We start from the raw sequence: 26,517 nt of genomic DNA, 5'->3' as shown, positions 1-26,517 counted from the left end.
CCCCGCAAGCGATCCATACTAGCAAGTATGGTTATGTCCCCTACTCCCGCTGCGTTCCATGACCTGCGCCTGGAGGCCGCCCATGGCGCCCGCCTCGCGGCCACGGCCAGCGAGCACGGTCGTCGTGGTCGCGTGCTGTTCGCGCACGGCTTCGGCCAGACCCGCCACGCCTGGAACGCCACCGCACGCGCCCTGTCTGCGGCCGGCCTGCAGACACTCGCTTACGACGCGCGCGGCCATGGCGATTCGGACTGGAATGCCACCGACCTGCCCTATCACGGCGAACAGTTCGCTGATGACCTGATCGTGCTGGCCGGTGAACAGCCGCGTGCGCCGGTGCTCGTTGCAGCGTCGATGGGCGGGCTGTTCGGCCTGCTGGCTGAGTCGCGCTGGCCCGGCCTGTTCTCGGCGATGGTACTGGTCGACATCACGCCGCGCTGGGATATCGCCGGCGTCGAACGCATCCTCGCCTTCATGACCGCCCATCCCGACGGCTTTGCCTCGCTGGCCCAGGCCGCCGATGTGATCTCGGCCTACATGCCTCACCGCCCGCGCAAATCCGAGCAGTCGCTGCGTGCCTTGCTACGCGAAGACGGACACGGCCGCTGGCGCTGGCATTGGGACCCGCGCCTGGTGGCCGAACTGGCCCGCGACAGCGAGCAGCACCAGGACGCACTGGCCGAGGCCGCGCGCCAGGTGAAGTGCCCGCTGCTGCTGGTCAGCGGCGGCCGCAGCGATCTGGTCACGCCGCAGACCGTGGCCGAATTCCTGGCGTTGGCGCCGCACGCGCGCCATGTACAGCTGCCGCAGGCCACGCATATGGTCGCAGGCGATGACAACGACGCCTTTACCGCTACTGTGTTGGACTATCTGGACGTGTTGCCCGCAGCGGATGCTGCGGCTTCGTCCGCCACAAACGAGCACGTCACCGGAGCACGCTCATGAGCATCGTTCTTCCCTTCCTCGCCCTGCTGCTGGCAGGCGCGTTCGTCGCCTACCACCGCATGCGGCTGGTTACCTGGACGCTGATCAGCGTGGCCCTGCTGGTCGCCTGCTGGTTCATCCCCTACGTCAACCAGACCGCTACGATCGTGGCGGCCGCCGTGTTGGCCGTCATCGCCGTGCCGCTGCTGCTGCCGTTCATCCGCAAGCCGCTGCTGACCGGCCCGATGATGAAGGTGTTCCGCAAGGTGCTGCCGCCGCTGTCGCAGACCGAGCGCATCGCGCTGGAAACCGGTTCGGTCGGATTCGAGGGCGAACTGTTCACCGGTGATCCGGACTGGAACATCCTGCTCAACTACCCCAAGCCGCAGCTGACTGCCGAAGAACAGGCCTTCCTTGATGGCCCCGTCGAAGAGTTGTGCGCGATGGTCAACGACTGGGAAATCACCCACGTCCATGCCGACCTGCCGCCGGAGCTGTGGGCCTTCATCAAGAAGAACAAGTTCTTCGGCATGATCATCCCGAAGGAATATGGCGGCCTGGGCTTCTCCGCGCTGGCCCACCACAAGGTGATCCAGAAGCTGGCCTCGGTGTCCTCGGTGGTCAGCTCCACCGTCGGCGTACCCAACTCGCTGGGCCCGGGTGAACTGCTGGTGCATTACGGCACCCAGGAACAGAAGGACCAGTACCTGCCGCGCTTGGCCGATGGCCGTGAAGTGCCCTGCTTCGGCCTGACCGGTCCGTTCGCCGGTTCCGACGCCACCTCGATTCCCGATTACGGCATCGTCTGCAAGGGCGAGTGGAACGGCGAGCAGGTGCTCGGCGTCAAGCTGACCTTCGACAAGCGCTACATCACCCTGGCACCGGTCGCCTCGCTGATCGGCCTGGCCTTCCGCATGTACGATCCCGATGGCCTGATCGGCGATACCCGCGATATCGGCATCACCCTGGGCCTGCTGCCGCGCGACACAGCCGGCGTGGAGATCGGTCGTCGCCACTTCCCGCTGAACTCGACCTTCCAGAACGGTCCGATCCGGGGCAAGGATGTGTTCATCCCGCTGACCCAGCTGATCGGTGGCGCGGCCATGGCCGGCAAGGGCTGGAACATGCTCAACGAGTGCCTGGCCGTAGGCCGCTCGATCACCCTGCCGTCCACCGCCAGCGGTGGTGCCAAGGCCGGTGCGGCCGTCACCGGCGCCTATGCACGCATCCGCAAGCAGTTCGGCCTGTCGGTCGGCCGCTTCGAGGGCGTCGAGGAGGCGCTGGCCCGCATCGGTGGCAAGGCCTACAAGATCAGCGCACTGTCGCAGGCCACCGCCGCGGCGGTCGACCGCGGTGACGTGCCGTCGGTGCCGTCGGCCATCGCCAAGTATCACTGCACCACCATGAGCCGCGAAGTGATCTCGGACATGATGGACGTGATCGGCGGCAAGGGCATCATCCTGGGGCCGCGCAACTTCGCCGGCCGCAGCTGGCAGGCCGCGCCGATCGCGATCACCGTGGAAGGCGCCAACATCATGACCCGCAGCCTGCTGATCTTCGGCCAGGGTGCGATCCTCTGCCACCCATGGGTGCTGAAGGAGATGAAGGCGGCGCAGGATCCGGACACCCGTGCCGGCCTGCAGGAGTTCGACCGCAGCCTGTTCGGCCACATCCGCTACGGCATCTCCAACGCCGTGCGTTCGTTCTGGTTCGGCCTGACCGGCGCGCGCTTCGGCGCCGCCCCGGGTGACGCCTACACCCGCCGCTACTTCCGCAAGCTGGACCGTTACTCGGCCAACCTGGCCCTGATGGCCGACATCTCGATGATGACCCTCGGCGGCAAGCTGAAGTTCAAGGAATCGCTGTCCGGCCGCCTGGGCGACGTGCTGAGCCACGTCTACATGACCAGCGCAATGCTCAAGCGCTACCACGACGAAGGCGCACCGCAGGCCGACCAGCCGCTGCTGGCCTGGGCCTTCCATGACAGCGTGCACAAGATCGAAGAGTCGCTGTCGGCCGCGCTGCGCAACTTCCCGATCCGTCCGATCGGCTGGCTGATGTGGGCGCTCATCTTCCCGTTGGGCCGTCGTGCCGAGGCGCCGGGTGATCGCCTGAGCCGCCGCGTCGCCGCCCTGCTGATGGCGCCGAATGAAGCCCGCGACCGTCTCGCCAATGGCGTGTTCCTGACCCCGTGCGAGAACAACCCGGGTGGCCGCATCAACAGTTACCTGAGCAAGGCGATCATGGCCGAGCCGGTGGAGCGCAAGTTCCTCAAGGCGCTGAAGAGCAAGGGCATCGAGGCGCTGGACTTCAAGGCGCAGCTGGACGAGGCCGTGGCCGAGGGCGTGATCACCCAGGACGAGCGCAGCCTGCTGGAAGAGCTGCGTACGCTGACCCTGGACACGATCACCGTGGACGACTTCGACACCCACGAACTGCGCGCGGCCAGCTACTACGACCGCCAGCACAAGGATCCGCATTCGCAGGCGGCCTGATCGCCCGCGACACGCGTTGCCTTCGACGGCGGGCCTGGCCCGCCGTCGCTTTATCCGCCGAACGGGATTCCACCATGTCCACGCCCCTGCTCTCGCTCTACAACCGCCTGCAGCGCTGGCCTGCTGGCAACTGGCTTTTCTCGCGCGCGGTGTGTTTCAAGGCGCCCTACTTCGCCAGCATCGCGCCGTGCATCACCCGCCTGGAACACGGCCGCTGCGAAGGGACGCTGGCCGACCGCCGCAGGGTACGCAACCACATCGGCACGGTGCATGCGATCGCGATGTGCAACCTGGCCGAACTGACCGCCGGGTTGATGGTCGATGCATCGCTGCCGAAGGGCATGCGCTGGATCCCGAAGGGGATGCAGGTGCAGTACCTGGCCAAGGCACGAGGCACGCTGCAGGCGGTGGCGCTGCCGGCACAGCCGATTGTCGTCGCGGCCGAGGGCTATGCGCTGCCGGTGACGGTCAGCGTGCGCGACCGCGCGGGGACGGAAGTGTTCAGCGCGGTCATCGACATGTGGATGTCGCCGGCGAAGTAGGTTCCCGCGAACGACGCAGCCCCTCGTGGGTGGACGCGGGATGCGGTTTATCGGTTGGGCCGGAGGGGTGGGGCCAGGCGGGGACGCCGCAAGTACGTCCGTGTAGGCTTAGCCGCGCCATCCATGGCGCGGATACCCCGCCCGGCCCCACCCCTCCGGCCTCGGACGGATCTCTGCGGCGTCCGCCCACGCAAGATAAAAAGAAGAGCAGAAGCAGAAGCAGAAGCAAAAGCGGCCCGATGGCCGCTGTTTTCATGCGCGCAGAACCCACGAGCGCAGCGACCCGCTGTTGCTCTTGATCTTCTTTTTCTTCTCCGTGGGCTGGCCGGGCCCTGAAACTGTCAGGGGCCGGGCGGGTTGGGTTCGCGGGGTGTCCGCGGCATGGATGCCGCGGCCAAGCCTACAGGGACGTACTTGCGGCGTCCCCCGCGAACCCAACCCGCCCGGCCAATCCCATGAGAAGCTCTACGCGACCAACCCACGAGGGGCTGCGCCGTTGGCTGGAAACTACGCCAACGCGCGAAGAACCAACGCCAGGATCGCAGGCACCGCCTGAATCATGAAAATGCGGCGGCTCACGCTGTAGGCGCCATAGCACCCGGCCACCACCACGCAGGCCAGCGAGAACGTCACCAGCACTGGCTGATCGATCACCAGCCCCACTACGATGCCCGCCGCCAGGAAGCCGTTGTACAGGCCCTGGTTGGCCGCCAGCACGCGCGTGGTCTCTGCCTTCTCCGGCGTGTTGCGGAAGGTCTTCAGGCCCAGCGGGCGGGTCCACAGGAACATCTCCAGCACCAGGAAGTACAGGTGCAGCACCGCGACCAGCACGGTCAGCAGCAACGCGATCAGCGACATCGTTTCTCTCCTCGGGAAGATTGGGCCGCGTCAGCGGTCGCGCGGAAGTTTCTTTTCTTCGCGCAGCACGCCGAACGCGGCCAGGGTCATGAAGCCGGCCACCACCACGCCACCCATGAACACCACGTGCGAGCCGAACAGGGACAGCCCCTTGTGCAGCCACGCAAAGCTCAGGTCCGCGCCCCGGTAGACCACCGTGTCGATCGCTGCGCCGGCCTTATAGCGCCACTGGCGGTCCACGCGGGTGTAGATGGTTTCGCGCGCCGGCTTGGCCAGCGCGAATTCACTGGCGCGGGTCATCACCTGCACCACCGCGACCATCAGCGGCATCGGCGAGGCCGCCAGCACCGAGAAGCCGATCAGGATCGCGAAACCAGGAATCAGCAGCGCCGGCGCAATGCCATGCCGGGACAGCAGCCAGCGGGTCAGGGCGAGCTGCATCAGCAGCGCCAGTGCGTTCACCGCCAGGTCGATACGCGAGAAGAAGGCCGTAGCAGCGCCTGCATCGTTGAATGCCTCACGCACGATGCTGGCCTGCTGGTTGTACAGCAGGGTGCCCACACCCACACCGAACACCACCATGATCGCCAGCCAGCGCAGCAGAGGTTCACGCACGATCAGTTTCAAGCCATCCAGCACGCTGCCGCCCATTGGCTTCTCGCCGGACACCAATTGCTGCTCGCGTTCGCGCAGCACCGCCCAGTGCCGCAGCCGCCAGATGCACAACAGGCAGACGGCCAGGAATCCCGCAGAGACCAGCATCAGGTTGGCGATACCCACGCGCTGCACCAGCGCACTGGTGATGATCGGACCGAGGAAGGCACCGACGGTGCCAGCCGCGCCGATGTAACCGTAGAAAGCACGTGCCTGCGCGTTGGAAAACACATCGGCCATGAAGCTCCAGAACACCGCCACCGCGAACAGGTTGAAGACAGTGATCCAGAAAAAGAACGCCATGCCGCGGCCCGGCACACCGCTATCGAACAGTACGTAGAAGCCCAGCAGGGTGACGATGAAGAACCCATACACCGCCGGCAGGAACACCCGCCGCGGGAACCGGCTGACCAGCCAGCCGTACACCGGCTGCAGCACCAGCATGATCACGAACACGCAGGAAAACAGGAACTGCAGGACAAAGTCCTTCAACGCGATGCCATGGCTGGCGAACCAGGCGATCAGCACTGGCGGGAACACCGTTTCCAGGTCCGCCGAGGCAGCCATCGCCTCACGCACCGGGCGCAGCACGTAGTAGCCGCTGAGCAGGCAGAAGAAGTACAGGAACGACCACCACAGCGCCGGCGACTCACGTAGTGCCGCCGTCAGCCCACGCAGCGGCCCCTTGCCCTTCACCGCGCTCACGCGGCGTCCCTCGCCAGAAGACGGCGGTTGGACAGCGGCATGGCAGGCTCCGGGGCGGTGAAGCGCGTACGTTAGCCAATGCACTGCAACATCGCCAGCGTGACGCGCGCACCGATGGCCGCAACGTAGTGGCATGAGAGGCAGGAACGACACGTTCGGACACACTTCCAGAGCGTCAAAATGCCAACTTTTTCAACGAGATGCGCATTCATCTTCGCTTTGTTTGTGCACAGGGGAAAAGCGGCGCTAGAATCGCCATCAGCAGTCGCGCACGGGTCCAACCGATGAAAAAGAACAGCCTGCGTCGTCCGATCCGATCGGCGGCCACCGGTTTGCTGGGCATGTTGATGCCCGTTGCCTTGTCCACCACCGCGCAGACCCCGCCGGCGTTGCCGCCGATGCCGACCAACATCGAAACTGCTGCGGGTCCCACCGTCGCCCACACCCAGCCGGCGGCCTACCGCACCGGCCTGGTGCCCCGCGTGCAGGCCCCGGCGCCCGGCTTCAACGTCGCCAACATCGAATCGATGGCGCAGCAGCTCACCTATGGCGAACGCGTGCCGGGCATGGCGGTGGCGATCGTGCAGGGCGGCCGTATCCTCAGCGCGCGCGGCTATGGCGTCACCGACGTCAACAATCCGCTGCCAGTTGATGCGCACACCGTGTTCCGCCTGGCCTCGCTGTCCAAGGCCTTCGCCGGCACCATGGCCGGCCTGCTGGTCAACGACGGCACGCTGCGCTGGGACAGCAAGGTCACCGACTACGTGCCGGGTTTCCGCCTGAACTCGCCGGAAGCCACTGATCGCCTGACCGTGGCCGACGTGCTCAGCCATCGCGTCGGCCTGCCGTACAACGCCTACGACCGCGACATCGAAGGCAACGCCGAGTACTACGCGTTGACCCAGAAACTGGCCAACACCAGCCTGAAGTGCCTGCCGGGCGAGTGCTATGCCTACCAGAACGTGGCCTTCAGCCTGATCGGCGATGTCGTCTACGCGGCCTCCGGCAGCTTCTACGAGCAGTCGGTCGAGCGCCGTATCTTCAAGCCGCTGGGCATGAACGATGCCAGCCTCGGCCTGGCCGGCATCCAGGCCAGCTCGCGCTGGGCGCGTCCGCACGTGCGCAGCCGCAACGGCTGGGTCTCGCTGACGCCGAAGCCGACCTACTACCGGGTCGCCCCGGCGGCCGGCGTCAATGCCAGTGCCAGCGACATGGCGCAGTGGCTGCTCGCCCACACCGGCCACCGCCCCGACGTGCTGCCGGCACCGCTGCTGGCCACGCTGCATTCGAGCCTGATCAGCACCCCCGGCGAGATGCGTTCAGGCTGGCGCCGTGAGCGCCTGCATTCGGCGGGCTATGCCCTGGGCTGGCGCACCTTCGACTACGCCGGCCACGACGTGGTGTTCCATGCCGGTGCCGTACAGGGTTACCGCGGCCTGGTCGCGCTGGTGCCGGAACGCGATCTGGGCATCGCCATCATGTGGAACGGCGAAAGCAGCCTGCCCAGCGGCCTGCTGCCGACCGTGCTCGACTCCGCGCTCGGCCTGCCGGCGCAGCGCTGGCTGGACGTGGACACCGACTTCGGCAGCGACAACCTGATGGCCGAGGGCAGCAGCCCTGCGCAGCAGCAGGACAAGCGCAAGGGCAAGGGCGCCTCGAGCAACCGCGCGGTGGCTTCCCCGCGCTGATCCGGCGGGCTCGACCGTGAGCCTCAAGGGCGGCCTGGGGGCCGCCCTTTTTGTTGTTTTGTGGGACCTGGCCATGCCCGGCCAGCTCGGAAGACAGGCCCCTGCTCCACAGATGCGGCGCGTCAAACGTCAGAAAGGCAGTCGGCCATGGCTCGGTGCTGGCAATGGCCCCATAAAAAAACCCCCTCCCCGCTGGGCAGCCAGGGAAGGGGTTTCAGGATGCGGCTATCGGGAAGTACTTAGATCAGCGGTGCCGGGGTTGCCGGCAGAGCGACCGGAGCGGCCTTCTTCTTGCGGGCGGCCGGCTTGCGCTTGGCAACCTTCTTCGCTGCCTTCTTCGGGGCAGCCTTCTTGGTGGCCTTCTTCGCGGTCTTCTTCACTGCCTTCTTGGCGGTCTTCTTGACGGCCTTCTTGGCAGTTGCCTTCTTCGCGACCTTCTTGGCCGGCTTGCGGGCCGTTGCCTTCTTGGCAGTCTTCTTGGTGGCCTTCTTGGCTACCTTCTTGGTGGCCTTCTTGGCAGTGGACTTCTTGGCGACCTTCTTCGCCGCCTTCTTCACTGCCTTCTTCGCAGTGGCCTTCTTGGCGACCTTCTTCGCAGCCTTCTTCACCGCCTTCTTGGCAGTCGCCTTCTTCGCGACCTTCTTCACTGCCTTCTTGGCAGCGGCCTTCTTCGCGACCTTCTTCACCGCTTTCTTGGCGGCGGGCTTTTTCTTCGCAGCTTTCTTGGTTGCCATGGGATGGCTCCTCGTCAGTGATAGGGAGTTGAAACGCCCAGGTGGATCAAACCCGCGGATGCTGCGTGCGGGGACCGCCGGCGCGTCAGGCGCGCCGTTACGGATGCGGCAATGCCAGCCTCGATCGGCGGAGCGGGCATCGGAACGGGAGTTGCCTTGCATTTCTCCGGGGGAAGCGGGGCCATGTCCACCGTCATCAGGGTCGCGGTGGTCTTGAAGGGGCTGCTTCGCATCGGACGATTGATTCTGCGCACTCGGTTGGGCAGGCAAGGTCTGCTGAGGCGAAACCTAATCACGGTTTTTTTTACTGTCAACAACCCCCGCGAAAAATTTTCACATCCGCGCCATCCATGGTGGTGCCTGCACGGTCGCCACGCTCCGCGCTCGACGACCGCCGAAGCGCCACGCACGCATGCTGCCTGCAGCAACAACCATGCAAGCGTTGAACAAAAAGTACTTGAAATAAGCACTCTGCGCAGATGCATGCACGTCGGTGGCCACTGCGTGCACACATCGCCAGCACCGGCTGCCGCTGGCACCAACGCCAGCACAACGGCGCCGCAACGGGGGGCAAAAAGTTTTCACATCCGAGTACGTCGGCGCGGGGCGGAAACGCGGATTTGCGCAAAACTGCGCACGCCGATCGGCACCGATTGTCAGTCCGCTGATGCCACGCCGAGGGTGCCAAGCGAACCGGCCGTCATGAGTCCGACGCACTCGCCAAAAAGAAAACGGCCACCCGAAGGTGGCCGTTTCAGAATCCGCAAGCGCGACTCAGTGGTCGTCGCTCTCCAGGACTTCGGCGTACGCGTCCGGATCCAGCAGATCGTTGACCTCTTCGGCGTTGGCCAGTTCGACCACGAACATCCAGCCTTCGCCGTAGGCATCTTCGTTGATGGTTTCCGGCTTGTCGGACAGGGCCGAGTTGACCTCGACGACCTTGCCGCTGATCGGGCTGTAGACGTCCGAGGCGGCCTTCACCGACTCGACAACGGCGATCTGTTCGCCGGCCTTGGCCTCGGCGCCGACTTCGGGCAGTTCGACGTAGACCAGGTCACCCAGCAGGCCCTGGGCGTGGTCGGAAATACCGACGGTGACGCGGCCATTGCCTTCGACACGGGCCCACTCATGGGACTTGAGGAACTTGAGGTCGCCGGGGATCTCGCTCATGGGACTGCTCCAGAGATATGCAGGGGGTGGAAAAAACGGGGCTAGTGTAACCAACCGGCCGCCACTGCTGTCAGTGACGACCGGCACGTTCGGATCAGGCGTCGGCGAGCACGCCGGGCTGGGCCTGGCCTTCGCGCACGAACGGGAACTTGACCACGCGTACCGGCACCTGCCGGCCGCGGATGTCGACGGTGACCTGGCCGAGTTCACCGGCCGGCACGCGGGCGAAGGCGATGCCCTTGGCCAGCGTCGGCGAGAAGGTGCCGGACAGGATCTCGCCCTCGCCGCTGGACGTCGTCACTGCCTGGCCGTGGCGCAGCACGCCCTTTTCGTCCATCACCAGGCCGATCATCTGGCGCGCGGTGCCGGCAGCCTTCTGCGCTTCCAGCGCGCCGCGGCCGATGAAGTCGCGGCCTTCGTCCAGCGACACGGTCCAGGCCAATGCTGCCTCATATGGGCTGATCTCTTCGTCCATGTCCTGGCCGTACAGGTTCATGCCGGCTTCCAGGCGCAGCGTGTCGCGCGCGCCGAGGCCTGCCGGCTTCACGCCTGCCGCCAGCAGGCGGTTCCAGAACGCGACCACGGCATCCTGCGGCAGCAGGATTTCGAAGCCGTCTTCGCCGGTGTAGCCGGTGCGGGCGACAAACAGCTCGACGCCATCGTCGGACTGCACCTGCAGGGCGGCGAAGCGGCTCAGCTTGGTCAGCGCGGCGCGGTCGGCTTCGCGGGCCAGGCTGATGACGATGTCGCGCGCCTGCGGCCCCTGCACGGCCAGGATGGCCAGGTCCGGACGCTGCTCGACGGACACGCCGAACGGTGCGGCCTGCTCACGCAGCCAGGCCAGATCCTTTTCGCGGGTCGAGGCATTGACCACCATGCGGAAGAAGTCGTCGCCCAGGTAGTAGACGATCAGGTCGTCGATGACGCCGCCACGGGGATTCAGCATGCACGAGTACAGTGCCTTGCCGGTGACCTTCAGCTTGTCGATCGAGTTGGCCAGCAGGCGGCGCAGGAACGGCTTGACCTGCTCACCACGCAGATCGACCACGGTCATGTGGCTGACGTCGAACACACCGGACTCACGGCGCACCAGGTGGTGCTCGTCCAGCTGCGAGCCGTAGTGGATGGGCATGTCCCAACCCCCGAAATCGACCATCTTGGCGCCAAGGGCGCGGTGGGTATCGTTGAGCAGCGTCTTCTGGGTCATGACCGGGTCCGGCAGCAGAGGAAACAAGAACCCCCATTATCCCAGATCGGTCACCCACAGGTCGCGCCGCAGCGCAGCGCCGGAGCCGAGCCCACGCGACGCCCGCACGAAGAGGCCCGGCTCTACAAGGAGCGGCCCGCAGCCTCAACCTGCAGCGTGCTGCCCTTTACCGCCAGCACCCGTACCCACGTACCCGCCGGCAGCTCCGGGCCGCTCACCGGCCAGGACGCGTCATCGATGCTGACCCGGCCCTGCCCGCTGACGATGCCCTGCTGCAAGGGCACCACCCGACCGACCAGCTGCTCGGCACGGCGGTTGAGCAACGGCGCATCGCTGGGCCGCGCCCTTTTCCTGCCCCAGCGCCGGTAGCACTGGATCGAGACCACGCTCAGCACGACGAAGGCAACGACCTGCCACAGCAACGGAATGCCGCTGAACACCGCAACCAGGACGAACACGGCCGCTGCGCCAATGCCGATCCACAGCATGAACGCCCCGGGTGCCAACGCCTCTGCCGCGAACAGCAGCAGCGCCAACGCGCCCCAACCGACGACTTCCCAGCGCATGTCAGCCTCCGATCGGCGGTGGCCGCTTGCCTGCGGCCTTGGTGGTCTGGTCGCCCAGTGCCTGCTTGGCCAGTTCGGCCACGCCAGCGATCGAACCGATCACGCCGCTGGCCTCCATCGGCATCAGCACCAGCTTCTGGTTCGGCGAGCTGGCCAGTTCCTTGAACGCCTCGACGTACTTCTGGGCGACGAAGTAGTTGATCGCCTGCACGTCACCTTCGGCAATCGCCGCCGACACCATCTGGGTCGCCTTGGCTTCGGCCTCGGCCAGGCGCTCGCGGGCCTCCGCATCGCGGAACGCGGCTTCGCGACGGCCCTCAGCTTCCAGCACGGTAGCCTGCTTTTCGCCATCGGCGCGCAGGATCTCCGACTGGCGCGAACCCTCTGCCTCGAGGATCTGCGCGCGCTTCTCGCGCTCGGCCTTCATCTGCCGCGCCATCGCATCCAGCAGGTCGCGCGGCGGCTGGATGTCGCGGATCTCGATGCGGTTGACCTTCACGCCCCAGGGATTGGTGGCATGGTCGACCACGCTCAGCAGCTGGGCATTGATCACCTCGCGCTGGCTGAGCGATTCATCCAGGTCCATCGAGCCGATTACGGTACGGATGTTGGTCTGCACCAGGGCGATCATTGCCACTTCCAGATTCGCGACCTCATAAGCGGCCTTGGCAGCGTCCAGGACCTGGAAGAACACCACGCCGTCCACGCGCACGGCGGCGTTGTCCTTGGTGATCACTTCCTGGCTGGGCACATCCAGCACCTGCTCCATCATGTTCACCTTGCGCCCCACCCCGTACACGATCGGGATCAGGAAATGCAGGCCCGGCGTCATGGTGTGCGTGTAGCGCCCGAAGCGCTCGACGGTCCATTCGAAGCCCTGGGGCACCATCCGTACCGCCTTGAACAGGATGACCACGGCCACGAAGGCCAGTACCACGGTAAAGAACATGGTCGGGAACATCTCGCTTTCCTTATCTGTGACGTCCAGGCCCCAGCATAGCGCGTGAAGGCCACATTCACAGCGGAACTACCAGGGCACGCGCCCGCGCAGGATGTCGGCGAACATCACCCAGTCGCCCATGAACGAGTACAGCGGATGCTGGAAGGTGGCCGGACGGTTCTTCTCGAAGAAGAAATGGCCGACCCAGGCGAATCCATAGCCGCAGGCCAGCGCAGCGAGCAACAGCATCGGCTGCCCGCGCAGGCCCGCTGCCATGACCAGCACCAGCACGCCGCAGCTGCCGATGAAGTGCAGCCGCCGCGAAACCGGGTGGCGGTGCTCGCCGAGATAGAACGGATAGAACTCGCGGAAGCTGGCGAAGCGGGACATGCGCGTGCTCCGGGAACCAGGGCCGCCACCATCATGCACCATCGCTGCCCTTGCAGCATCGAGCCATGCTCGGCTTGCGCGCGCCGGCGCGGTGGGAAGGAAGAGCGGCCGAGCATGGCTCGGCCCTACACCGATGAGGTGCGCGGACCGAACATGATCACTGCCATGCCGGCCAGGCACAGGGCGGCACCGAACAGGTCCCACCGGCTGGGACGGATGCCGTCGACCAGCCACAACCAGAACAGCGCCGTGCCGATGTAGACCCCACCGTAGGCGGCATAGACCCGCCCACTGGCGGTCGGGTGCAGGGTCAGCAGCCAGGCGAACAGCGCCAGGCTGGCGGCCGCCGGCAGCAGCAGCCAGATGCTGCCGCCCTTGCGCAGCCACAGCCACGGCAGATAGCAGCCGACGATCTCGGCCAGCGCGGTCAGCAGGAACAGGCCGAGTGTCTTCACGCTTTCTCCGCTGCCTTGGCTTGCTGCCACAGCGCTTCCTGCGCCTCCAGGTCCATCGCGGCCAGCGCTTCCCCCTGCGCGTCGGCCTGCGCTTCCATCGCACGGAAGCGACGTTCGAACTTGTGGTTGGCCCCGCGCAGCGCCGCACCCAGGTCGATGTCGGCATGGCGGGCCAGGTTGGCGCAGACGAACAGCAGGTCACCCAGCTCTTCCTGCAGGCGCGCCTTGTTGCCGGCGATATCCCCGCGCTCGAACTCCTCGCGCAGCTCCTGCAGTTCCTCGGCCGCCTTGTCCAGCACCGGCAGCGGACCTGGCCAGTCGAAACCGACCTTGGCCGCGCGCGACTGCAGCTTCACCGCACGTTGCCACTCCGGCAAGCCGCGCGAGATGCCGGCCAGTGCGGAGGTGTCCTGCTCGCCCTTGGCCGCACGCTCGGCACGCTTGATCGCCTCCCAGTTGCGCGTCACGCCGTGGGCATCGTCGACGCTCACCTCGGCGAACACGTGCGGGTGGCGGCGCTGCATCTTGTCGCTGATCGCGCGGGCCACGTCTGCGAAGGCGAAGCTGCCCTGCTCTTCGGCCATGCGCGCATGGAACACCACCTGCAGCAGCAGATCGCCCAGTTCATCGCAAAGATCATCGAGATCGCCGCGATCGATCGCATCGGCCACTTCGTAGGCTTCCTCGATGGTATATGGCGCGATGGTTGCGAAGTTCTGCTCCAGGTCCCAAGGGCAGCCGCCCTGCGGGTCGCGCAGGCGCGCCATGATCGCCAGCAGGCGCTCCAGCTCATGGGTGGCGGCGCTGCCGGTGGTGGGAGTGTCGTGCGCGCTCATGCGGCCTCCAGGGTCAATCGGACAACCAGTCGCGCCATGGCAGGCTGGTGTCACCAAGGGCAATGAAATCGCCGTTCAACAGGGTTTCGCGGCGGTTGTAACGGAACGGCTTGCCGGTCGCGGCCGACAGCACCGCGCCGCCGGCGGCGTGCAGCACGCACTGGCCGGCGGCGGTATCCCATTCGGAGGTCGGGCCCAGCCGCGGATAGACATCCAGGCCACCTTCGGCGATCCGGCAGAACTTCAGCGACGAGCCCTGCGCGATGGTCTCGATGCGGCCCATCCTTGCAAGCAGGGCCTCGGTTTCCGGTGAGCGGTGCGAGCGGCTGGCAGCAACCCGCAGCGGTGCGGTGGCCGGCGTGCGGGTGCGCAGCACGGTGTCGTGCAGGCCCTGCCGGCGATAGGCCAGCTCGCCGCGCATGGCATGCCAGACGATGCCGGTCACCGGGGCCAGCACCACGCCGAAGGCCGGTGCGCCCTGATAGATCAGCGCGATGTTGACACTGAACTCGCCGTTGCGCTTGACGAATTCACGGGTGCCGTCGAGCGGATCGACCAGCCAGTACGCGCCCCAGTGGCGGCGCTGCTCCCAGGCCACCTGTGCCGATTCTTCGGACAGGATTGGCAGGTCCGGGGTCAGCTGCTGCAGGCCCTGTTCAATGACCTGGTTGGCCGCCAGGTCGGCACTGGTGACAGGGCTGCTGTCGTCCTTGATCTGTACATCGAAGCCATCGGCATAGACCTGCATGATGGCCCGTCCGGCGTCCTGGGCGATGGCGATGGCGGTCTCGCGCAGGTCCGTGGTCAGCTTGATCATCGCAGTCCCTGCAGCCACTGGCGGGCGATGAACAGTGCCGCCAGCGAGCGCCCCTCGGAAAAGTCCTCGCGCAGCATCAGCTGGTCCAGCTCGGCCAGCTTCCACGGGATGACTTCCAGTTCTTCCGGCTCGTCGCCGGCCAGCTTTTCCGGGTACAGGTCGCGTGCCACCACCAGCCACGACTGGTGGCTCATGTAGGTCGGGGCCAGGGTCATCGCGCGCAGCACATCGACCCGGCGCGCGCCGAAACCCGCCTCTTCCTTCAGCTCGCGGTCGGCGGCCTGCTCGGGGGTCTCGCCGGCATCGATCCGCCCCTTGACCAACCCCAGTTCATAGCGGTGCATGCCGGCAGCGTATTCACGTACCAGCAGTACGGTCTCGTCGTCGAGCATCGGCACCACCACCACTGCGCCATGACCTCGGCTGACCAGACGTTCGAACCGGCGGCGTTCGCCGTTGGAGAACTCCAGGTCCAGATGCTGCCGCTGGAAGGGGCCGTTCTCCTCATCGGTGATCCGATGGATGATCGGCAAGCGACGCCCGGCACGGTCATCGTTCATGTGGGATCTCCGCGGCGGCCGGCGCCTGCGCCGGTGCCGATAGAATGTGCAGGCAGCAACATGTTCATGAGCCCGAAATGCTAGCAGACCCAACCCCCTCCCCGCTGGCCCAGCACTGGCGGCAACGCGATCTGCAGGTGCTCTGGCACCCGTGCACGCAGATGCGCGAGCACCCGCATACCCTGCCGCTGGTGCCGATCGCCCGTGGTGAAGGCGCATGGTTGATCGACCACGACGGCAATCGCTACCTGGACGCCGTCAGCAGTTGGTGGACCAACCTGTTCGGCCATGCCGAACCGCGCATCGGTGGTGCCATTGCCGCCCAGGCCAGGCAACTGGAACAGGTGATGCTTGCCGGCTTCGGCCATGAGCCAGCCATCAGCCTGGCCGAACGCCTGCTCGCACTGGCCCCACGCCAGCCTGGCCGCGAACCACTGGCCAAGGTGTTCTACGCCGACAACGGGTCCGCCGGCGTGGAAGTGGCGCTGAAGATGGCCTTCCAGTATTTCCAGAACCGAGGGGAACCGCAGCGCACGCGTTTCATCGCATTGGAGAACGGCTACCACGGCGAGACCCTCGGCGCGCTGGCGCTGGGAGACATTCCGCTGTATCGCCGCGTCTATGCGCCGCTGCTGGCCGAAGCGCTGTTCGCGCCCTCGCCGGATGCTTTCCTGGCTGAGCCCGGTCAGAGCCCGGCTGAGCGTGCACGGCAGGCCGCCGATGGCCTTGCCACGCTGTTCGACCAGCACCCGGGCGAGATCTGTGCGGTGATCCTGGAACCGCGCCTGCAGTGCGCCGGCGGCATGCGCATGCATGACCCGGTCTACCTGCAGCGCGTGCGCGAACTATGCGACGCCCATGGCGCGTTCATGATCGCCGACGAGATCGCCACCGGTTTCGGCCGCACCGGCACCCTGTTCGCCTGCGAGCAGGCCGGGGTGATGCCGGACCTGATGTGCCTGTCCAAGGGCCTGACCGGCGGCTTCCTGCCGCTGGCCACCGTGCTGGCCACGCAGGCGCTGTACGACGCGTTCCTCGACGACTCACGCGAGCGCGCCTTCCTGCATTCGCACAGCTATACCGGCAACCCGCTGGCCTGCGCGGCGGCATTGGCCACGCTGGACATCTTCCGCGACGACGATGTGATCGCCCGCAACCGTGGCATCGCCTCGGTGATGGGCACGCTGGCCGCACCGTTCAGCGACCATCCGCACGTGGCCGACGTGCGCCAGGCCGGCATGGTAGTTGCCTTCGAGCTGTCGCGCGACGGCAACAAGCGCACGCCCTTCGACCCGGCCATGCGGCTGGGCCTGCATGCCTACAAGGCCGCGCTGAAACGTGGCGTGGTGCTGCGTCCGCTGGGCGACGTGCTGTACTGGATGCCACCCTACTGCGTGGACGACGAACAACTGGAGCTGCTGGCAGATACCACGCTGGCGGCGATTGACGAGGCGATTGCATGCGCGTGACCCGCTGCCCCATCCACCTGGCGCTGCACAGCGGCCAGACCGTGACCCTGCCGGAAGAGACGGCCAACCATCTGGTGCGGGTGATGCGCCTGCGCGAGGGTGATACCTGCGTGCTGTTCAACGGCGATGGCCACGACTACAGCGCCACGCTGACTGCCGCCGGCAAGCGTGAGGTGCAGGTGCGCATCGATGCGGTGCAGGCGGTGGACAACGAATCGCCGCTGGCGATCACCCTGCTGCAGGGCATTGCCCGAGGCGAAAAGATGGACCTGATCCTGCAGAAGGCCACCGAGCTGGGCGTGGCGGCGATCATTCCGGTGAATGCCGAGCGTACCGAGGTGAAGCTGGATGCGGCTCGGGCGGAGAAGCGCGTGTCGCACTGGAACAATGTGGTGACCTCGGCCTGCGGCCAGTCCGGGCGCGCGCGCATTCCGCAGGTGGGCCCGCCGCTGTCGCTGGCACAGGCCGCGGCGGCACTGCCGGCCGATACGCTGCGGCTGACCCTGGACCCGCTGGGTGCCCATCGCCTGTCGACGCTGGACGCGGCGCCGGCGGGCGGCATCGTGATCGCGATCGGTCCGGAAGGAGGCTGGTCGCCGCGCGACCGTGATCAGTTGGCAGCAGCAGGCTTCCAGGGCCTTCAACTGGGCCCGCGCATCCTGCGAACCGAGACCGCCGGGCTGGCCGCGATTGCCGCATTGCAGGCGCGGCTGGGCGATCTGGGGTGAGGCTGATTCGTTGTAGTGGCGGGGGCGGGGCGGGCCCCCCCCGGGGCGGGGGGGTGGGGGGGCCCGCGGGGCGGGCCCCCCGGGGTACCGTGGGGGGGGCCGCCCCGGCCCCGCCACTACCGCGACCAGCGCGTCCAGGGCAGCAGCCGAGCGTAGGCTCGGCTCTACAGGCCCGCGCCAGATTGCAGTTTCCTTGTAGAGCCGAGCCATGCTCGGCTCGGTGCCGGTCGGCAGCCGGCACTACCAGCCTGGTGGATCAAGCCGCCAGCGAATCCAGGGCGGCTTCCAGTGCGTCCAGGTTCGGCAGCAGCGCGCTCTGCTCACCCAGCAGCACGCGCATGTGCACGATCTGCGGCAGGGTTTCCTCGGAAGCATCGGCCAGCAGGCCATCGCGCGGCACCGAGATCAGCTGCGGAAAATTCTGCGTCAGCAGCGCGTAGTACGGGCGCTGCGCGTTGCCGCTGAGGGCCTTCAGCACCACCACCTTGTTGTGGCCGCCCACGGCTTCCTCGCCCAGGCCGGAAAGGCGCGCGAACGACACCAGCGGCACCTGCCAGCCGTGCCAGCCGATTTCGCCGACCAGCCAGCGCGGGGCATCGGAAACCGGCTGCACCGGCACCCGCGACATCATTTCGGCCACGGTGGCATTGGGCAGCAGCACGCGTTCGTTGCCGGCCTGGATCAGGACGCCTCGGATTTCGTCATTGCTGGCATAGCTCATGGTGCGTCTCCGTTATCGTCTTCCACGCCCCAGCGCGAGGCGATGGCCTGCGCCAGTTCCTGTGGTTCACCGGCCACCATGCCAGCGGCGACCACCGCCGTGGCCGCGGCAGGGTCATAGCAGCCCTCGCCGACCTGCCCGGCCACCCACGCACCGGCGGCGGCCAGATCCAGTGCCGGCCCCACAAGCGCAAGGTCGGCGCCGCTGAGCAGGACCAGCGCGGTGTGCTCAGCCGGCAGCGCGGCAATCGAGATCCCTTGCGCGTCGCTGACGAAATGCAGGCCGTCGCTGGCTGCCTGCACGCCGATGTCATCGGCCAGCACGTGCACTTCACCGGGTGTTGCACGCTGGCCGACTTCGGCCAGCTGCACCGGCAGCGGCGACACGCGCGCCATCTGCTTGACCAGGTTTCCGTAGCGGCCACCGTCCAAGCGCATATGCACCAGCACCGGGACGCTCAGCGATGCAGGCAGCGCGCCCAGCAGGCGACGCAGTGCATCCGGGCCGCCGATGCCGGCCAGCACCAGCAACGATCCGGCGCGTGCGCCCACGGGCGCACCAGCATCCAGATCGACCAGGCTCAGATGGCCGGTATCGAAGGAAGGCAGCGGTGCCTCCGGCGCGGCGTGTTGCGAAGCGGCTGCCGGAACGTCGGCCACGTCATCGACCAGCGACCATGCGGTGTGGTCGAAGGAGGCCGGCGGAATGGGCGGTGCTGCGGGCGCGATCTCCGCCAGCGATGGCGGTTCGGGGGCCTCCAGCGGCTCAGGCACGACCGGCTGCAGCGCCGCCAGCGCCTGTTCCAGCGCAATCGGTTCGTGCAGCTGCGCAGGCGGCGAGTACAGGCTGTCAGCGGGGACCTCGTCGGCCCAGCTCGATGCCTGGTCCAGGTGCGCCTGCAGCGCTTCTTCCTGCGGTGCCGGTGGCGGTGCCGGATGGCCCGGCGCCAGTTGCAGGCTGGGTTCTTCTTCGGCCCCCGGCGGCAATACCTGCTGATGGCCATGCAGCTTCGCGGCCAGATGACGGCCCCAGCGCTGGGCCTCCCAGCCATCACGACGTGCGGCCAGTTCGGCCTCGTCGAAGACCAGGGTCAGGCCCGGTGCGGACAACACCGTTTCCAGGCGCTCCAATGCGTCCTCAATGGCCGTCTCCAGCGCAATCACCACGACCTGAGGTCGGGCGTCGTGCAGCAGCTGCGGCTCAAGGCTGTTCGGGTCGTCTTCCAGCACCAGCTGCACATCCGCATGCGACAGTGCCTCGCGCAGGCGCTCGCGCGCCGCGCCGGGACAGGCCAGCAGGGCAACGGCCGGAGCCGCCTGGGTTTCACTCACGGACACGGGCGATCCCCAACAGGTCGTACACGTTACGCATCAGGTCCAGTTCCTGGTACGGCTTGCCCAGATAACGCTGGACACCGATCTCGAAGGCGCGCTGGCGGTGCTTGTCACCGCTGCGCGAAGTGATCATCACGATCGGCACGTCCCTGTAGCGCGGGTCGGCACGCATCGCGGTAGCCAGCTCGTAGCCATCCATGCGCGGCATCTCGATGTCCAGCAGCATCAGGTCCGGTACCCGCTCTTCCAGTCGCTCCAGTGCTTCCACGCCGTCGCGCGCAACGCTGACCTCGAAGTTGTGGCGTTCGAGGATGCGGCCGGTGACCTTGCGCATGGTCAGCGAGTCGTCGACCACCATCACCAGCGGCACCTGGCGCTCCTGGCGCGGCGCATTGGCCAGTACCGGCAGCGTCGGGTTGGCCAGGAAACGGCGCACCAGCGGCGCCACGTCCAGGATCACCACCACGCGGCCGTCGCCGGTGATGGTGGCGCCGTAGATCCCCGGCACCGACGCGATCTGCAGGCCGACCGGCTTGACCACGATTTCGCGGTTGCCCAGCACCTGGTCGATCGCGACGGCGGCGCGCAGATCACCGGCACGGACCAGCAGCAGTGGCACCTGCTCCTGGCCGTCGGCACGCGCCGGGGCCTGGCCGACCAAGCTGCCAAGGTCGTACAGCGGATAGTCTTCGCCGCTGTAGCGGTAGCTGCTGTCGGCAGCCTCGAAGCGCTCGCGCGACAGGCGGCCGATACCACTGACCGAGGCCACCGGCACTGCGAAGGTGGTTTCGCCGATCTGCACGAACACCGCCTGGGTGACCGCCAGCGTCTGCGGCAGGCGCAGGGTGAAGCGCACGCCCTGCCCACGCACTGACTGGATATCGACCGAGCCACCCAGCTGGCGCACTTCGTTGCGCACCACGTCCATGCCCACGCCACGGCCGGCCAGCTGGCTGACCTGGTCGGCGGTGGTGAAGCCTGACGCGAAGATGAGGTTGTCCAGTTGCTGCTCGTTCGGCTGCGCATCGGCGGCCAGCAGGCCGCGGTCGATGGCGCGGCGGCGGATCGCTTCGCGGTCCAGGCCAGCGCCGTCATCGGCCACTTCCAGGACGATTTCCGAGCCTTCGCGGTGCAGGCGGATGGCGATCTCGCCCTCCTCCGGCTTGCCGGCGGCGCGGCGCTGTTCCGGCGCTTCCAGGCCATGGGCCACCGAGTTGCGCAGCATGTGTTCCAGCGGCGCGACCATGCGATCGAGGACGTTGCGGTCCAGTTCGCCGTGGGTGCCTTCCAGAGTCAGGTGGACCTGCTTGCCGGTATCCATGCCGGCCTGGCGGACCACGCGGCGCAGGCGCGGCACCAGGCCATCGAACGGCACCATGCGCGCGCGCATCAGGCCGTCCTGCAGCTCCGAACTGACACGCGACTGCTGCTGCAGCAGCGAATCGTACTGGCGCGACAGATCGTCCAGCACGCCCTGCAGGCCGCCAAGGTCGGCGGCGGACTCGTTCAGCGCACGGCTGAGCTGCTGCAGGGTGGAGAAGCGATCCAGTTCCAGCGGATCGAACTTCTGGTCGGCCTGGTCCTGCTCGCGCTGGTAGCGGGCGACGATCTGCGCCTCGGTTTCCAGGTCGAGGCGGCGCAGCTGGTCGCGCAGTCGCGCATTGGTGCGCTCCAGTTCGCCCATCGCGCCGCGGAAGGCGCCGAGCTGCTGTTCCAGGCGCGAGCGGTAGATCGCCACTTCACCGGCATGGTTGACCAGGCGGTCGAGCAGGTCGGCGCGCACGCGCACCTGTTCCTGCTGCGGACGTGCCAGGGGGTCTTCATCGACCGTACCCTCGGCCGGCAGCGGTGCCGACAGCGGCGCGTCGACAATCGGCGTCAGCGTGGCCGCAGCCTGCGCCGGCACGGTCTCGGCCTCGCTGGCTGCACGCGCGGCCGTGGCGGCTGCAGCAATATCGGTGGTGGTGCGAACCTCGAAGGCCTCCACCAGATCCAGCGCCGGCTCCACCACGCGGTGGGTGCCGGTACGGGTGAGCAGCTGGTGCAGGCGGTCAAAGCCGCGTTCCAGCAGCTGCACGTCGCGGCGCTCGATTTCGGTACGGCCAGCGGCCACCGCTTCCAGCAGCGATTCGATGCTGTGGCCGAGGTCGCCGATGGCATTGATACCGGCCATGCGAGCGCCCCCTTTGAGGGTGTGCAGGTCACGCTGCAGGCCGGCCAGCACCTCGCGATCCTGCGGTGCATCACGCAGCTCGCTGATCAGGCCATCACAGTGGTCGAGTAGGTCCCTGCCTTCCTCGACAAAGATGTCGACCAGCTCGCGGTCGTACACGCTGAAGTCAAGCGCATCGGCATCGGCACCGTCTTCGGCATCCGCCGCAACAGGCGCCTGCTCAACATCCGGCGCAGGGGGCTCGATGTCGGCCGCTGCGATCTCCGTGCCGTCACCGGTGTTGATCGTGCCCTGGCCCGGCGCCTCTTCCATTTCGAAGAACCGCACCGGAGCACCACTGCCAACGCGTGCCTCTGCGCTGAACGCCTCAATCACCGTCGCCGGGGACGGCTGATCGGCGCTCTCTCCTTCACCGACCGCCGCCTCCCCGCCGACGTCCGCATCCTCGGCAAAGGCATCTGCCTCGCCCGGCGCGAGTTCGCTGGCCTGGAGGCCGATCACGGGCCATTGCCCGTCGTCGTCCAGGGTCCGCTCTCGCTCGATCACGTGCAGGCCGGCCTCGAGCGCGGCTGCCAGCGTGACCGGTTCTGCGAAACCCGGCACAGCCATTTCATCCTGCAGGCTCGACAGCTCGCTGTCGAGTGGCAATGCAGCAGCGTCGTCAATGACGCTGTCATCGCCGCTGCCCGAATCAAAGGACAAGGACGTATTCAGGTCGATCGCGTCAACTTCCGCAGACACCGGCAGCTCTTCCGCGTCGCGGTCGTCGACCGGCAGCGCACTGGCGTCGAGGTACGGCGACAGATCGTCGGCCATGGTCAGATCAGCGTCGTCGACGGTCTCGATCGTGGGCGCGGCAGCTGCGTCGGCCCCTTCGGCAACAGGCGCACTCTCCACCGGCTGGATCGATTCAATCGCGCCGGTGTACGCCACTGCGGGTTCATCTTCTCCCTGCACCGACGGCCAGCCGGCATCGAAGTAACGCGAAAGATCGTCGCTGGCGGTCAACTCGCCGACTTCCAGGCCGCTGTCGGCGGCGACGTCCGGCGTCCTGAGATCGGGCGCAGATGGAACCGGTTCCAGCGCATCTTCGGCAAGCGGGTCGGCAATGAGATCAGGAGCCGCATCGGAAGCAACGGGCATGCTGGTTTCGCCCAGCGCGTCCAGGCCGGCCAGCGGCGCTTCGGCTTCGGATGCCTGCTCGACATCTAGCGCCGGTTCGGTGCCCTCTTCATCCTCGTCTTCCGACGCGAACAGCGGCCAGCGCGCTTCCGGCAGCTCGCCAGCCAATGCCTGCAGCCGCTGCACCAGCGCATCCTGCGGCGCAATGCGCGGGTGTTCGGCCTGCAGCGCCTCCATGGTCGCGGTGATCGCCTGCGCAGCTGCGTCCAGCGCGGCGACACCCTCGTCGCCAGGTACCACATCGGCGGCCAGAGCCCGCTTGATGTAGGACTCGGCGCCGCCGGTAACGGCGGTGATTTCCGGCACTTCGGTCATCGCGAAGGCGCCGTTCATGGTGTGAACCGCACGCAGCAGTGCGTCGCTGACCGGCTGCGGTGCCTGCTGTGCCGAGCGCAGCCACTCCTGCAGGGTCGCCTGGTGGACTTCGACCTCGGCCTCGAGGATCTCGCGCAGCACGCTGTCGATGTTGGCCGGGGTCCCGGCGTCTTCGGCCACCGCCGAGGCATCGGCCTGCGCCGACGCAGCGGCCTCGGCGTCCAGCAGGCGGCTGATTTCGTCTTCGCCTTCGGACTCGGCCAGTGTCGCTGCCGGTGCGGCCGCAGCCGGCAACGGCACGTAGAAGGTCTCCTCGCCGGCGCCGACCCGATCGGCGATGGCCTGCATTGCCTGCAGGTCCACGCTGATGCGCTGGCCATGGCGCAGCGCGGCATTCAACTGCGGCAGTGCGGCGTGCGCATTGTCGACCATTGCCAGCACGGCCGGCGTGGCCGGCCGGTTGCCATCGAGCACGCGGTTGAGCATGCCCTCGATCTTCCAGGCGAACTCCCCCAGGGTGCGCGCGCCGACCAGTCGGCCACTGCCCTTGAGGGTGTGGAAGATGCGGCGGATCGGCCGCAGCCGGTCCATGTTGTCCAGCTGCGTGCGCCATGCCGGCAGCAGCGTGCCAAGGTTGGCCAGTTCGTCGTCGAACTCTTCCAGGAACACCTCGCGGATGTCCTCGTCGATGTTCTCGGCATCGTCGTCGAAGCCGGCCTCGAAGCCGGCCTCGGTCCCAGCCACGACCGGGATGTCCGCAGCGGGCGGAGCCGCCATGGCCTGCGGATTGAAGTCGGCCGCCGCGGCGCTCAGCTCGGCAAAGAACTGTGCGTCGGCTTCGCTGAAATCGATCGGTGCGATGGTGTCGATATCAATCACCGACACCGCCGGTGCCGGTGCATCGGAGGCCGGCGTCAGCACCTCGGCCATCGGCGCGGCCGCGTGCTCCGGCACATCCGCCGCAACGGCGTCGACTTCGGCAACCACGGGGCTTTCGTCCAACGGCTGGGGCGTGGCGTCATCGACGGTCTCCAGCGACGGATGCAGTCCGGCGTCGTCGTCCAGCGACAGCGTCTCCATGGCGTGCAGCGACAGCACGTCGTCGGCGTTATCCAGCGCATCGGCGTCGAAACGGAACACCACGTCGTCACGGGCAGCAACCACATCGTGCTCGGCAGCCACCGGGTCGAACACCGGCGCTGCAAAGCCAGTGGTGTCAAAGGGTACCGACGCGTCGACGTCGTGCTCGACATCCGCCACTGCCACATCAGCCGATACCGGTGGTGTCGCCTCCGACAGCGTCCATTGCGGCACCGATTCCATTCCGGTTTCGGCGCGTTCGAAGCTGACCGGATCGAAACTGGCGAAGGTCGGGCTGCGTTCGTCTTCGGCACTCGCGGCCGGATCGGCGTCCGGATGGAACGGCGCGAGATCCCACTGCGGCACCTCGGGCGCAGGCGCGCTGGAGGCGGCGAAGACCAGCGCCGCCTCGCGGTCGTCATGCAGCGACAGCGGTGTGGATGCAAGGTTCCCCAGCGCACCGAACATCAGGCGGTTGTCCAGCACCTCCGGTGCAGGCGTGGCCGGTGGTGGATCAAAGGTGAAGTCCGGCAAGGGCACCGGCACAGTGCCGGCGGCGGGCGCGGCTGGCTGAACCGGAATCTCGATGCGCTCCGGCTGCAAAGGCTCGGCCTGCAGCGCGACCGGCTCCCGGTCCACCAGCAGCGATGCGAACGGAACCGGCGCGGCGGCAACCGGTTCCACCGCGTTGCGGTCCGGCAACGGCCAATAGCGCAGCGCTTCAAGGCTGCTGCGGGTGATGTCGAGGATGTCCTCGCGGCCCGGACGGCGGTCGCGCAGGGCTTCCAGGTAGTACTCTAGGCTGGCCATGGCATCGGCCAGGGTGTCCAGCTGGCGGCCACTGGGCACGCGCTGGCGACCGATCAGCTCGGCCTCGATGTACTGCTGTACGCCACGCAGGTAGTCTGCGGCGGTGCCCAGATCGAGCATGCGCAGCGCACCGGATACATCACCCAGCAGGCGCGGCACATCCTGCAGCTCGGCATGGTTCCAGCTGGTTTCGATGAACGCGACGAAATGCTCGCGGGCGGCGGCGAAGTTGGCGATGGCTTCATGCGCCAGCACCTCCACCGTGCGGCGGTTCTCAACCGCGCTCGGATCGTCCTCGCCACTGCCGCCAGCGCCCAGATGGGCGACCTGGTCGTCCAGCGAGGCGTCCACGTAGAGCAGTGCCCCGGCGATATCCAGCAGCAGGTTCTCATCGATCTGCTGGCGCCCTTCCACCACCCCACGCAGTGCGTCACGCTGCTGCACGACCACGCTGCGGGCCACGCCCAGGCCCATCATGCCCAGCGTATCGGCCACCGCCCCGAGCTCGTTGGCCTGGGTCTGCAGCTGTTCCGGAGCACCGCCGGTGCGCAGGTGCAGGTCCAGCGCATCCTTGATGCGCAGCAGTTCTTCCTTCACCGCACTGCCGACCGTGTCCAGCAACTCGCGGTTGCGCCCGCTCAGGCTGCCGCGGGCATGGTCCAGCTCGGCCTCGGTGGCGGTGACGCTGTCCGGTGCGAATGCCAGCAGCACGCTGTCATGCACGCCTTCTTCGCCACGCGCGGCACGGATCTCGTTGAGCAGCGGCATCAGCACGATCGGGATGTCGCGGTGGCCGTTCTGCAGGCGCTCCAGGTAGTCGGGCAGCAGCACGCTGCCACGCATCAGGGTCGCGCAGGCTTCATCACGGTCGGCCACGCCGTCGGCCCCGATGGCATTGGCCAGTTGTTCCAGTTCCTCGGCCACCATCGCCGGTGCATACAGCTCGACCATGCGCAGGGTGCCCTGCACCTGGTGCAGGTAGCCGGCGCAGATGCGCATGCGGCTGGCATCGCTCGGGTCTTCGGCGTAGTACTCGACCTCGTTGCGCACCTGGCGCAGGGTCTCGTCCAGCTCGGGCTTGACCCAGCCCAGCGCTGCGTGGCTCATCGCATCGCGCAGACTGCTCATGGACGCGCTCCGTTCGCCGCCGCGCGGTGGCCGCGC

At 67.3% G+C, this 26,517-nt stretch carries 21 protein-coding genes; 6 read left to right on the top strand and 15 right to left on the bottom strand.

Annotated features, from left to right (window positions below; genetic code table 11):
- The first annotated feature begins 27 nt into the window (after window positions 1-27).
- The 3 genes from R5H29_RS11360 to R5H29_RS11350 all read left to right on the top strand — a co-directional run bounded on the left by R5H29_RS11360 (window position 28) and on the right by R5H29_RS11350 (window position 3,961).
- Complete coding sequence (locus R5H29_RS11360; RefSeq protein ID WP_021204705.1) at window positions 28-945, top strand: alpha/beta fold hydrolase; 918 nt, start codon at window positions 28-30, stop codon at window positions 943-945.
- On the top strand, window positions 942-3,419 hold the full coding sequence (locus R5H29_RS11355) for an acyl-CoA dehydrogenase (RefSeq protein WP_019660077.1): 2,478 nt from the start codon (window positions 942-944) through the stop codon (window positions 3,417-3,419). The genes R5H29_RS11360 and R5H29_RS11355 overlap by 4 nt, the downstream gene beginning before the upstream one ends.
- 74 nt (window positions 3,420-3,493) lie before the next feature.
- Window positions 3,494-3,961, top strand: a complete 468-nt coding sequence (locus tag R5H29_RS11350; RefSeq protein ID WP_019660078.1) for a hotdog fold domain-containing protein — start codon at window positions 3,494-3,496, stop codon at window positions 3,959-3,961.
- A 507-nt stretch (window positions 3,962-4,468) separates the two neighbouring features.
- Here R5H29_RS11350 and R5H29_RS11345 read toward each other — a convergent pair.
- Both R5H29_RS11345 and R5H29_RS11340 read right to left on the bottom strand, forming a co-directional pair.
- On the bottom strand, window positions 4,469-4,819 hold the full coding sequence (locus R5H29_RS11345; RefSeq protein WP_332329193.1) for a DUF1304 domain-containing protein: 351 nt from the start codon (window positions 4,817-4,819) through the stop codon (window positions 4,469-4,471).
- Between the two features lie 30 nt (window positions 4,820-4,849).
- Window positions 4,850-6,178 carry an MFS transporter gene (locus R5H29_RS11340; protein ID WP_332329192.1) on the bottom strand — a complete coding sequence of 443 codons (1,329 nt, stop codon included), beginning with the start codon at window positions 6,176-6,178 and terminating at the stop codon, window positions 4,850-4,852.
- Window positions 6,179-6,462: 284 nt separating this feature from the next.
- Here R5H29_RS11340 and R5H29_RS11335 point away from each other — a divergent pair, with 284 nt between their 5' ends.
- The gene (locus tag R5H29_RS11335) at window positions 6,463-7,866 is read left to right on the top strand and encodes a serine hydrolase (protein WP_019660081.1); all 1,404 of its coding nucleotides are present in this window, start codon (window positions 6,463-6,465) and stop codon (window positions 7,864-7,866) included.
- A 239-nt stretch (window positions 7,867-8,105) separates the two neighbouring features.
- Here the strand turns inward: R5H29_RS11335 and R5H29_RS11330 are convergent, their stop codons facing one another.
- The 10 genes from R5H29_RS11330 to nudE all read right to left on the bottom strand — a co-directional run bounded on the left by R5H29_RS11330 (window position 8,106) and on the right by nudE (window position 15,541).
- On the bottom strand, window positions 8,106-8,600 hold the full coding sequence (locus tag R5H29_RS11330; protein WP_019660082.1) for a hypothetical protein: 495 nt from the start codon (window positions 8,598-8,600) through the stop codon (window positions 8,106-8,108).
- A 774-nt stretch (window positions 8,601-9,374) separates the two neighbouring features.
- Window positions 9,375-9,770, bottom strand: coding sequence for a glycine cleavage system protein GcvH (gcvH, locus tag R5H29_RS11325; protein WP_019660083.1), 396 nt, complete (start codon window positions 9,768-9,770; stop codon window positions 9,375-9,377).
- 94 nt (window positions 9,771-9,864) lie between these two features.
- A complete protein-coding gene (gene gcvT, locus R5H29_RS11320) occupies window positions 9,865-10,977 on the bottom strand; it encodes a glycine cleavage system aminomethyltransferase GcvT (protein ID WP_134732456.1) in 1,113 nt (370 codons plus the stop codon).
- A gap of 122 nt (window positions 10,978-11,099) precedes the next feature.
- Complete coding sequence (locus R5H29_RS11315) at window positions 11,100-11,543, bottom strand: NfeD family protein (protein ID WP_180877680.1); 444 nt, start codon at window positions 11,541-11,543, stop codon at window positions 11,100-11,102.
- 1 nt (window position 11,544) lies between these two features.
- Window positions 11,545-12,504 carry an SPFH domain-containing protein gene (locus R5H29_RS11310; RefSeq protein ID WP_019660086.1) on the bottom strand — a complete coding sequence of 320 codons (960 nt, stop codon included), beginning with the start codon at window positions 12,502-12,504 and terminating at the stop codon, window positions 11,545-11,547.
- A gap of 66 nt (window positions 12,505-12,570) precedes the next feature.
- Window positions 12,571-12,873 carry a DUF962 domain-containing protein gene (locus R5H29_RS11305; RefSeq protein ID WP_134732454.1) on the bottom strand — a complete coding sequence of 101 codons (303 nt, stop codon included), beginning with the start codon at window positions 12,871-12,873 and terminating at the stop codon, window positions 12,571-12,573.
- Window positions 12,874-12,998: 125 nt separating this feature from the next.
- On the bottom strand, window positions 12,999-13,328 hold the full coding sequence (locus tag R5H29_RS11300; protein ID WP_010482716.1) for a YnfA family protein: 330 nt from the start codon (window positions 13,326-13,328) through the stop codon (window positions 12,999-13,001).
- A complete protein-coding gene (gene mazG, locus R5H29_RS11295; RefSeq protein WP_111102081.1) occupies window positions 13,325-14,164 on the bottom strand; it encodes a nucleoside triphosphate pyrophosphohydrolase in 840 nt (279 codons plus the stop codon). The genes R5H29_RS11300 and mazG overlap by 4 nt, the downstream gene beginning before the upstream one ends.
- Before the next feature lie 13 nt (window positions 14,165-14,177).
- Window positions 14,178-14,981 (bottom strand): 3'(2'),5'-bisphosphate nucleotidase CysQ, encoded by an 804-nt coding sequence (gene cysQ, locus R5H29_RS11290; RefSeq protein ID WP_021203306.1) that lies wholly within the window; start codon window positions 14,979-14,981, stop codon window positions 14,178-14,180.
- Window positions 14,978-15,541, bottom strand: coding sequence for an ADP compounds hydrolase NudE (gene nudE / locus R5H29_RS11285; RefSeq protein WP_019660090.1), 564 nt, complete (start codon window positions 15,539-15,541; stop codon window positions 14,978-14,980). Before nudE ends, cysQ begins: the two co-directional genes overlap by 4 nt.
- 77 nt (window positions 15,542-15,618) lie before the next feature.
- On the opposite strand from nudE, the gene bioA reads away from it, so the two are divergent.
- Window positions 15,619-17,010: an adenosylmethionine--8-amino-7-oxononanoate transaminase gene (gene bioA, locus R5H29_RS11280; protein ID WP_239502476.1), complete on the top strand. Its 1,392-nt coding sequence runs from the start codon at window positions 15,619-15,621 to the stop codon at window positions 17,008-17,010.
- Window positions 17,001-17,738, top strand: coding sequence for a 16S rRNA (uracil(1498)-N(3))-methyltransferase (locus tag R5H29_RS11275; protein ID WP_171953496.1), 738 nt, complete (start codon window positions 17,001-17,003; stop codon window positions 17,736-17,738). The genes bioA and R5H29_RS11275 overlap by 10 nt, the downstream gene beginning before the upstream one ends.
- Window positions 17,739-17,994: 256 nt before the next feature.
- Here the strand turns inward: R5H29_RS11275 and R5H29_RS11270 are convergent, their stop codons facing one another.
- Genes R5H29_RS11270 through R5H29_RS11260 form a run of 3 tightly spaced genes read right to left on the bottom strand, consistent with a single transcriptional unit; the run spans window position 17,995 to window position 26,481 of the window.
- Window positions 17,995-18,459 (bottom strand): chemotaxis protein CheW, encoded by a 465-nt coding sequence (locus R5H29_RS11270; RefSeq protein ID WP_005410712.1) that lies wholly within the window; start codon window positions 18,457-18,459, stop codon window positions 17,995-17,997.
- Window positions 18,456-19,796: a chemotaxis protein CheB gene (locus tag R5H29_RS11265; RefSeq protein WP_332329191.1), complete on the bottom strand. Its 1,341-nt coding sequence runs from the start codon at window positions 19,794-19,796 to the stop codon at window positions 18,456-18,458. Before R5H29_RS11265 ends, R5H29_RS11270 begins: the two co-directional genes overlap by 4 nt.
- A complete protein-coding gene (locus R5H29_RS11260) occupies window positions 19,783-26,481 on the bottom strand; it encodes an Hpt domain-containing protein (RefSeq protein ID WP_332329190.1) in 6,699 nt (2,232 codons plus the stop codon). The genes R5H29_RS11265 and R5H29_RS11260 overlap by 14 nt, the downstream gene beginning before the upstream one ends.
- Between the last annotated feature and the right edge of the window lie 36 nt (window positions 26,482-26,517).

It is taken from the genome of Stenotrophomonas sp. A3_2 (assembly GCF_036624925.1).
Lineage (GTDB): Bacteria > Pseudomonadota > Gammaproteobacteria > Xanthomonadales > Xanthomonadaceae > Stenotrophomonas > Stenotrophomonas hibiscicola.
The sequence above is the reverse complement of the archived record's forward strand: the minus strand, read 5'-3'. Positions and strand labels throughout refer to the sequence as shown.

What these genes read in the sequence shown, in the direction of transcription:
- R5H29_RS11360 (WP_021204705.1), top strand. Translation starts at nt 28, where the DNA reads ATGGTTATGTCCCCTACTCCCGCTGCGTTCCATGACCTGCGCCTGGAG.
- R5H29_RS11350 (WP_019660078.1), top strand. Translation starts at nt 3,494, where the DNA reads ATGTCCACGCCCCTGCTCTCGCTCTACAACCGCCTGCAGCGCTGGCCT.
- R5H29_RS11345 (WP_332329193.1), bottom strand. Translation starts at nt 4,819, where the DNA reads ATGTCGCTGATCGCGTTGCTGCTGACCGTGCTGGTCGCGGTGCTGCAC.
- gcvH (WP_019660083.1), bottom strand. Translation starts at nt 9,770, where the DNA reads ATGAGCGAGATCCCCGGCGACCTCAAGTTCCTCAAGTCCCATGAGTGG.
- mazG (WP_111102081.1), bottom strand. Translation starts at nt 14,164, where the DNA reads ATGAGCGCGCACGACACTCCCACCACCGGCAGCGCCGCCACCCATGAG.
- R5H29_RS11270 (WP_005410712.1), bottom strand. Translation starts at nt 18,459, where the DNA reads ATGAGCTATGCCAGCAATGACGAAATCCGAGGCGTCCTGATCCAGGCC.
- cysQ (WP_021203306.1), bottom strand. Translation starts at nt 14,981, where the DNA reads ATGATCAAGCTGACCACGGACCTGCGCGAGACCGCCATCGCCATCGCC.
- R5H29_RS11335 (WP_019660081.1), top strand. Translation starts at nt 6,463, where the DNA reads ATGAAAAAGAACAGCCTGCGTCGTCCGATCCGATCGGCGGCCACCGGT.
- R5H29_RS11275 (WP_171953496.1), top strand. Translation starts at nt 17,001, where the DNA reads ATGCGCGTGACCCGCTGCCCCATCCACCTGGCGCTGCACAGCGGCCAG.
- R5H29_RS11305 (WP_134732454.1), bottom strand. Translation starts at nt 12,873, where the DNA reads ATGTCCCGCTTCGCCAGCTTCCGCGAGTTCTATCCGTTCTATCTCGGC.
- R5H29_RS11355 (WP_019660077.1), top strand. Translation starts at nt 942, where the DNA reads ATGAGCATCGTTCTTCCCTTCCTCGCCCTGCTGCTGGCAGGCGCGTTC.
- gcvT (WP_134732456.1), bottom strand. Translation starts at nt 10,977, where the DNA reads ATGACCCAGAAGACGCTGCTCAACGATACCCACCGCGCCCTTGGCGCC.
- nudE (WP_019660090.1), bottom strand. Translation starts at nt 15,541, where the DNA reads ATGAACGATGACCGTGCCGGGCGTCGCTTGCCGATCATCCATCGGATC.
- R5H29_RS11315 (WP_180877680.1), bottom strand. Translation starts at nt 11,543, where the DNA reads ATGCGCTGGGAAGTCGTCGGTTGGGGCGCGTTGGCGCTGCTGCTGTTC.
- R5H29_RS11310 (WP_019660086.1), bottom strand. Translation starts at nt 12,504, where the DNA reads ATGTTCCCGACCATGTTCTTTACCGTGGTACTGGCCTTCGTGGCCGTG.
- bioA (WP_239502476.1), top strand. Translation starts at nt 15,619, where the DNA reads ATGCTAGCAGACCCAACCCCCTCCCCGCTGGCCCAGCACTGGCGGCAA.
- R5H29_RS11260 (WP_332329190.1), bottom strand. Translation starts at nt 26,481, where the DNA reads ATGAGCAGTCTGCGCGATGCGATGAGCCACGCAGCGCTGGGCTGGGTC.
- R5H29_RS11330 (WP_019660082.1), bottom strand. Translation starts at nt 8,600, where the DNA reads ATGGCAACCAAGAAAGCTGCGAAGAAAAAGCCCGCCGCCAAGAAAGCG.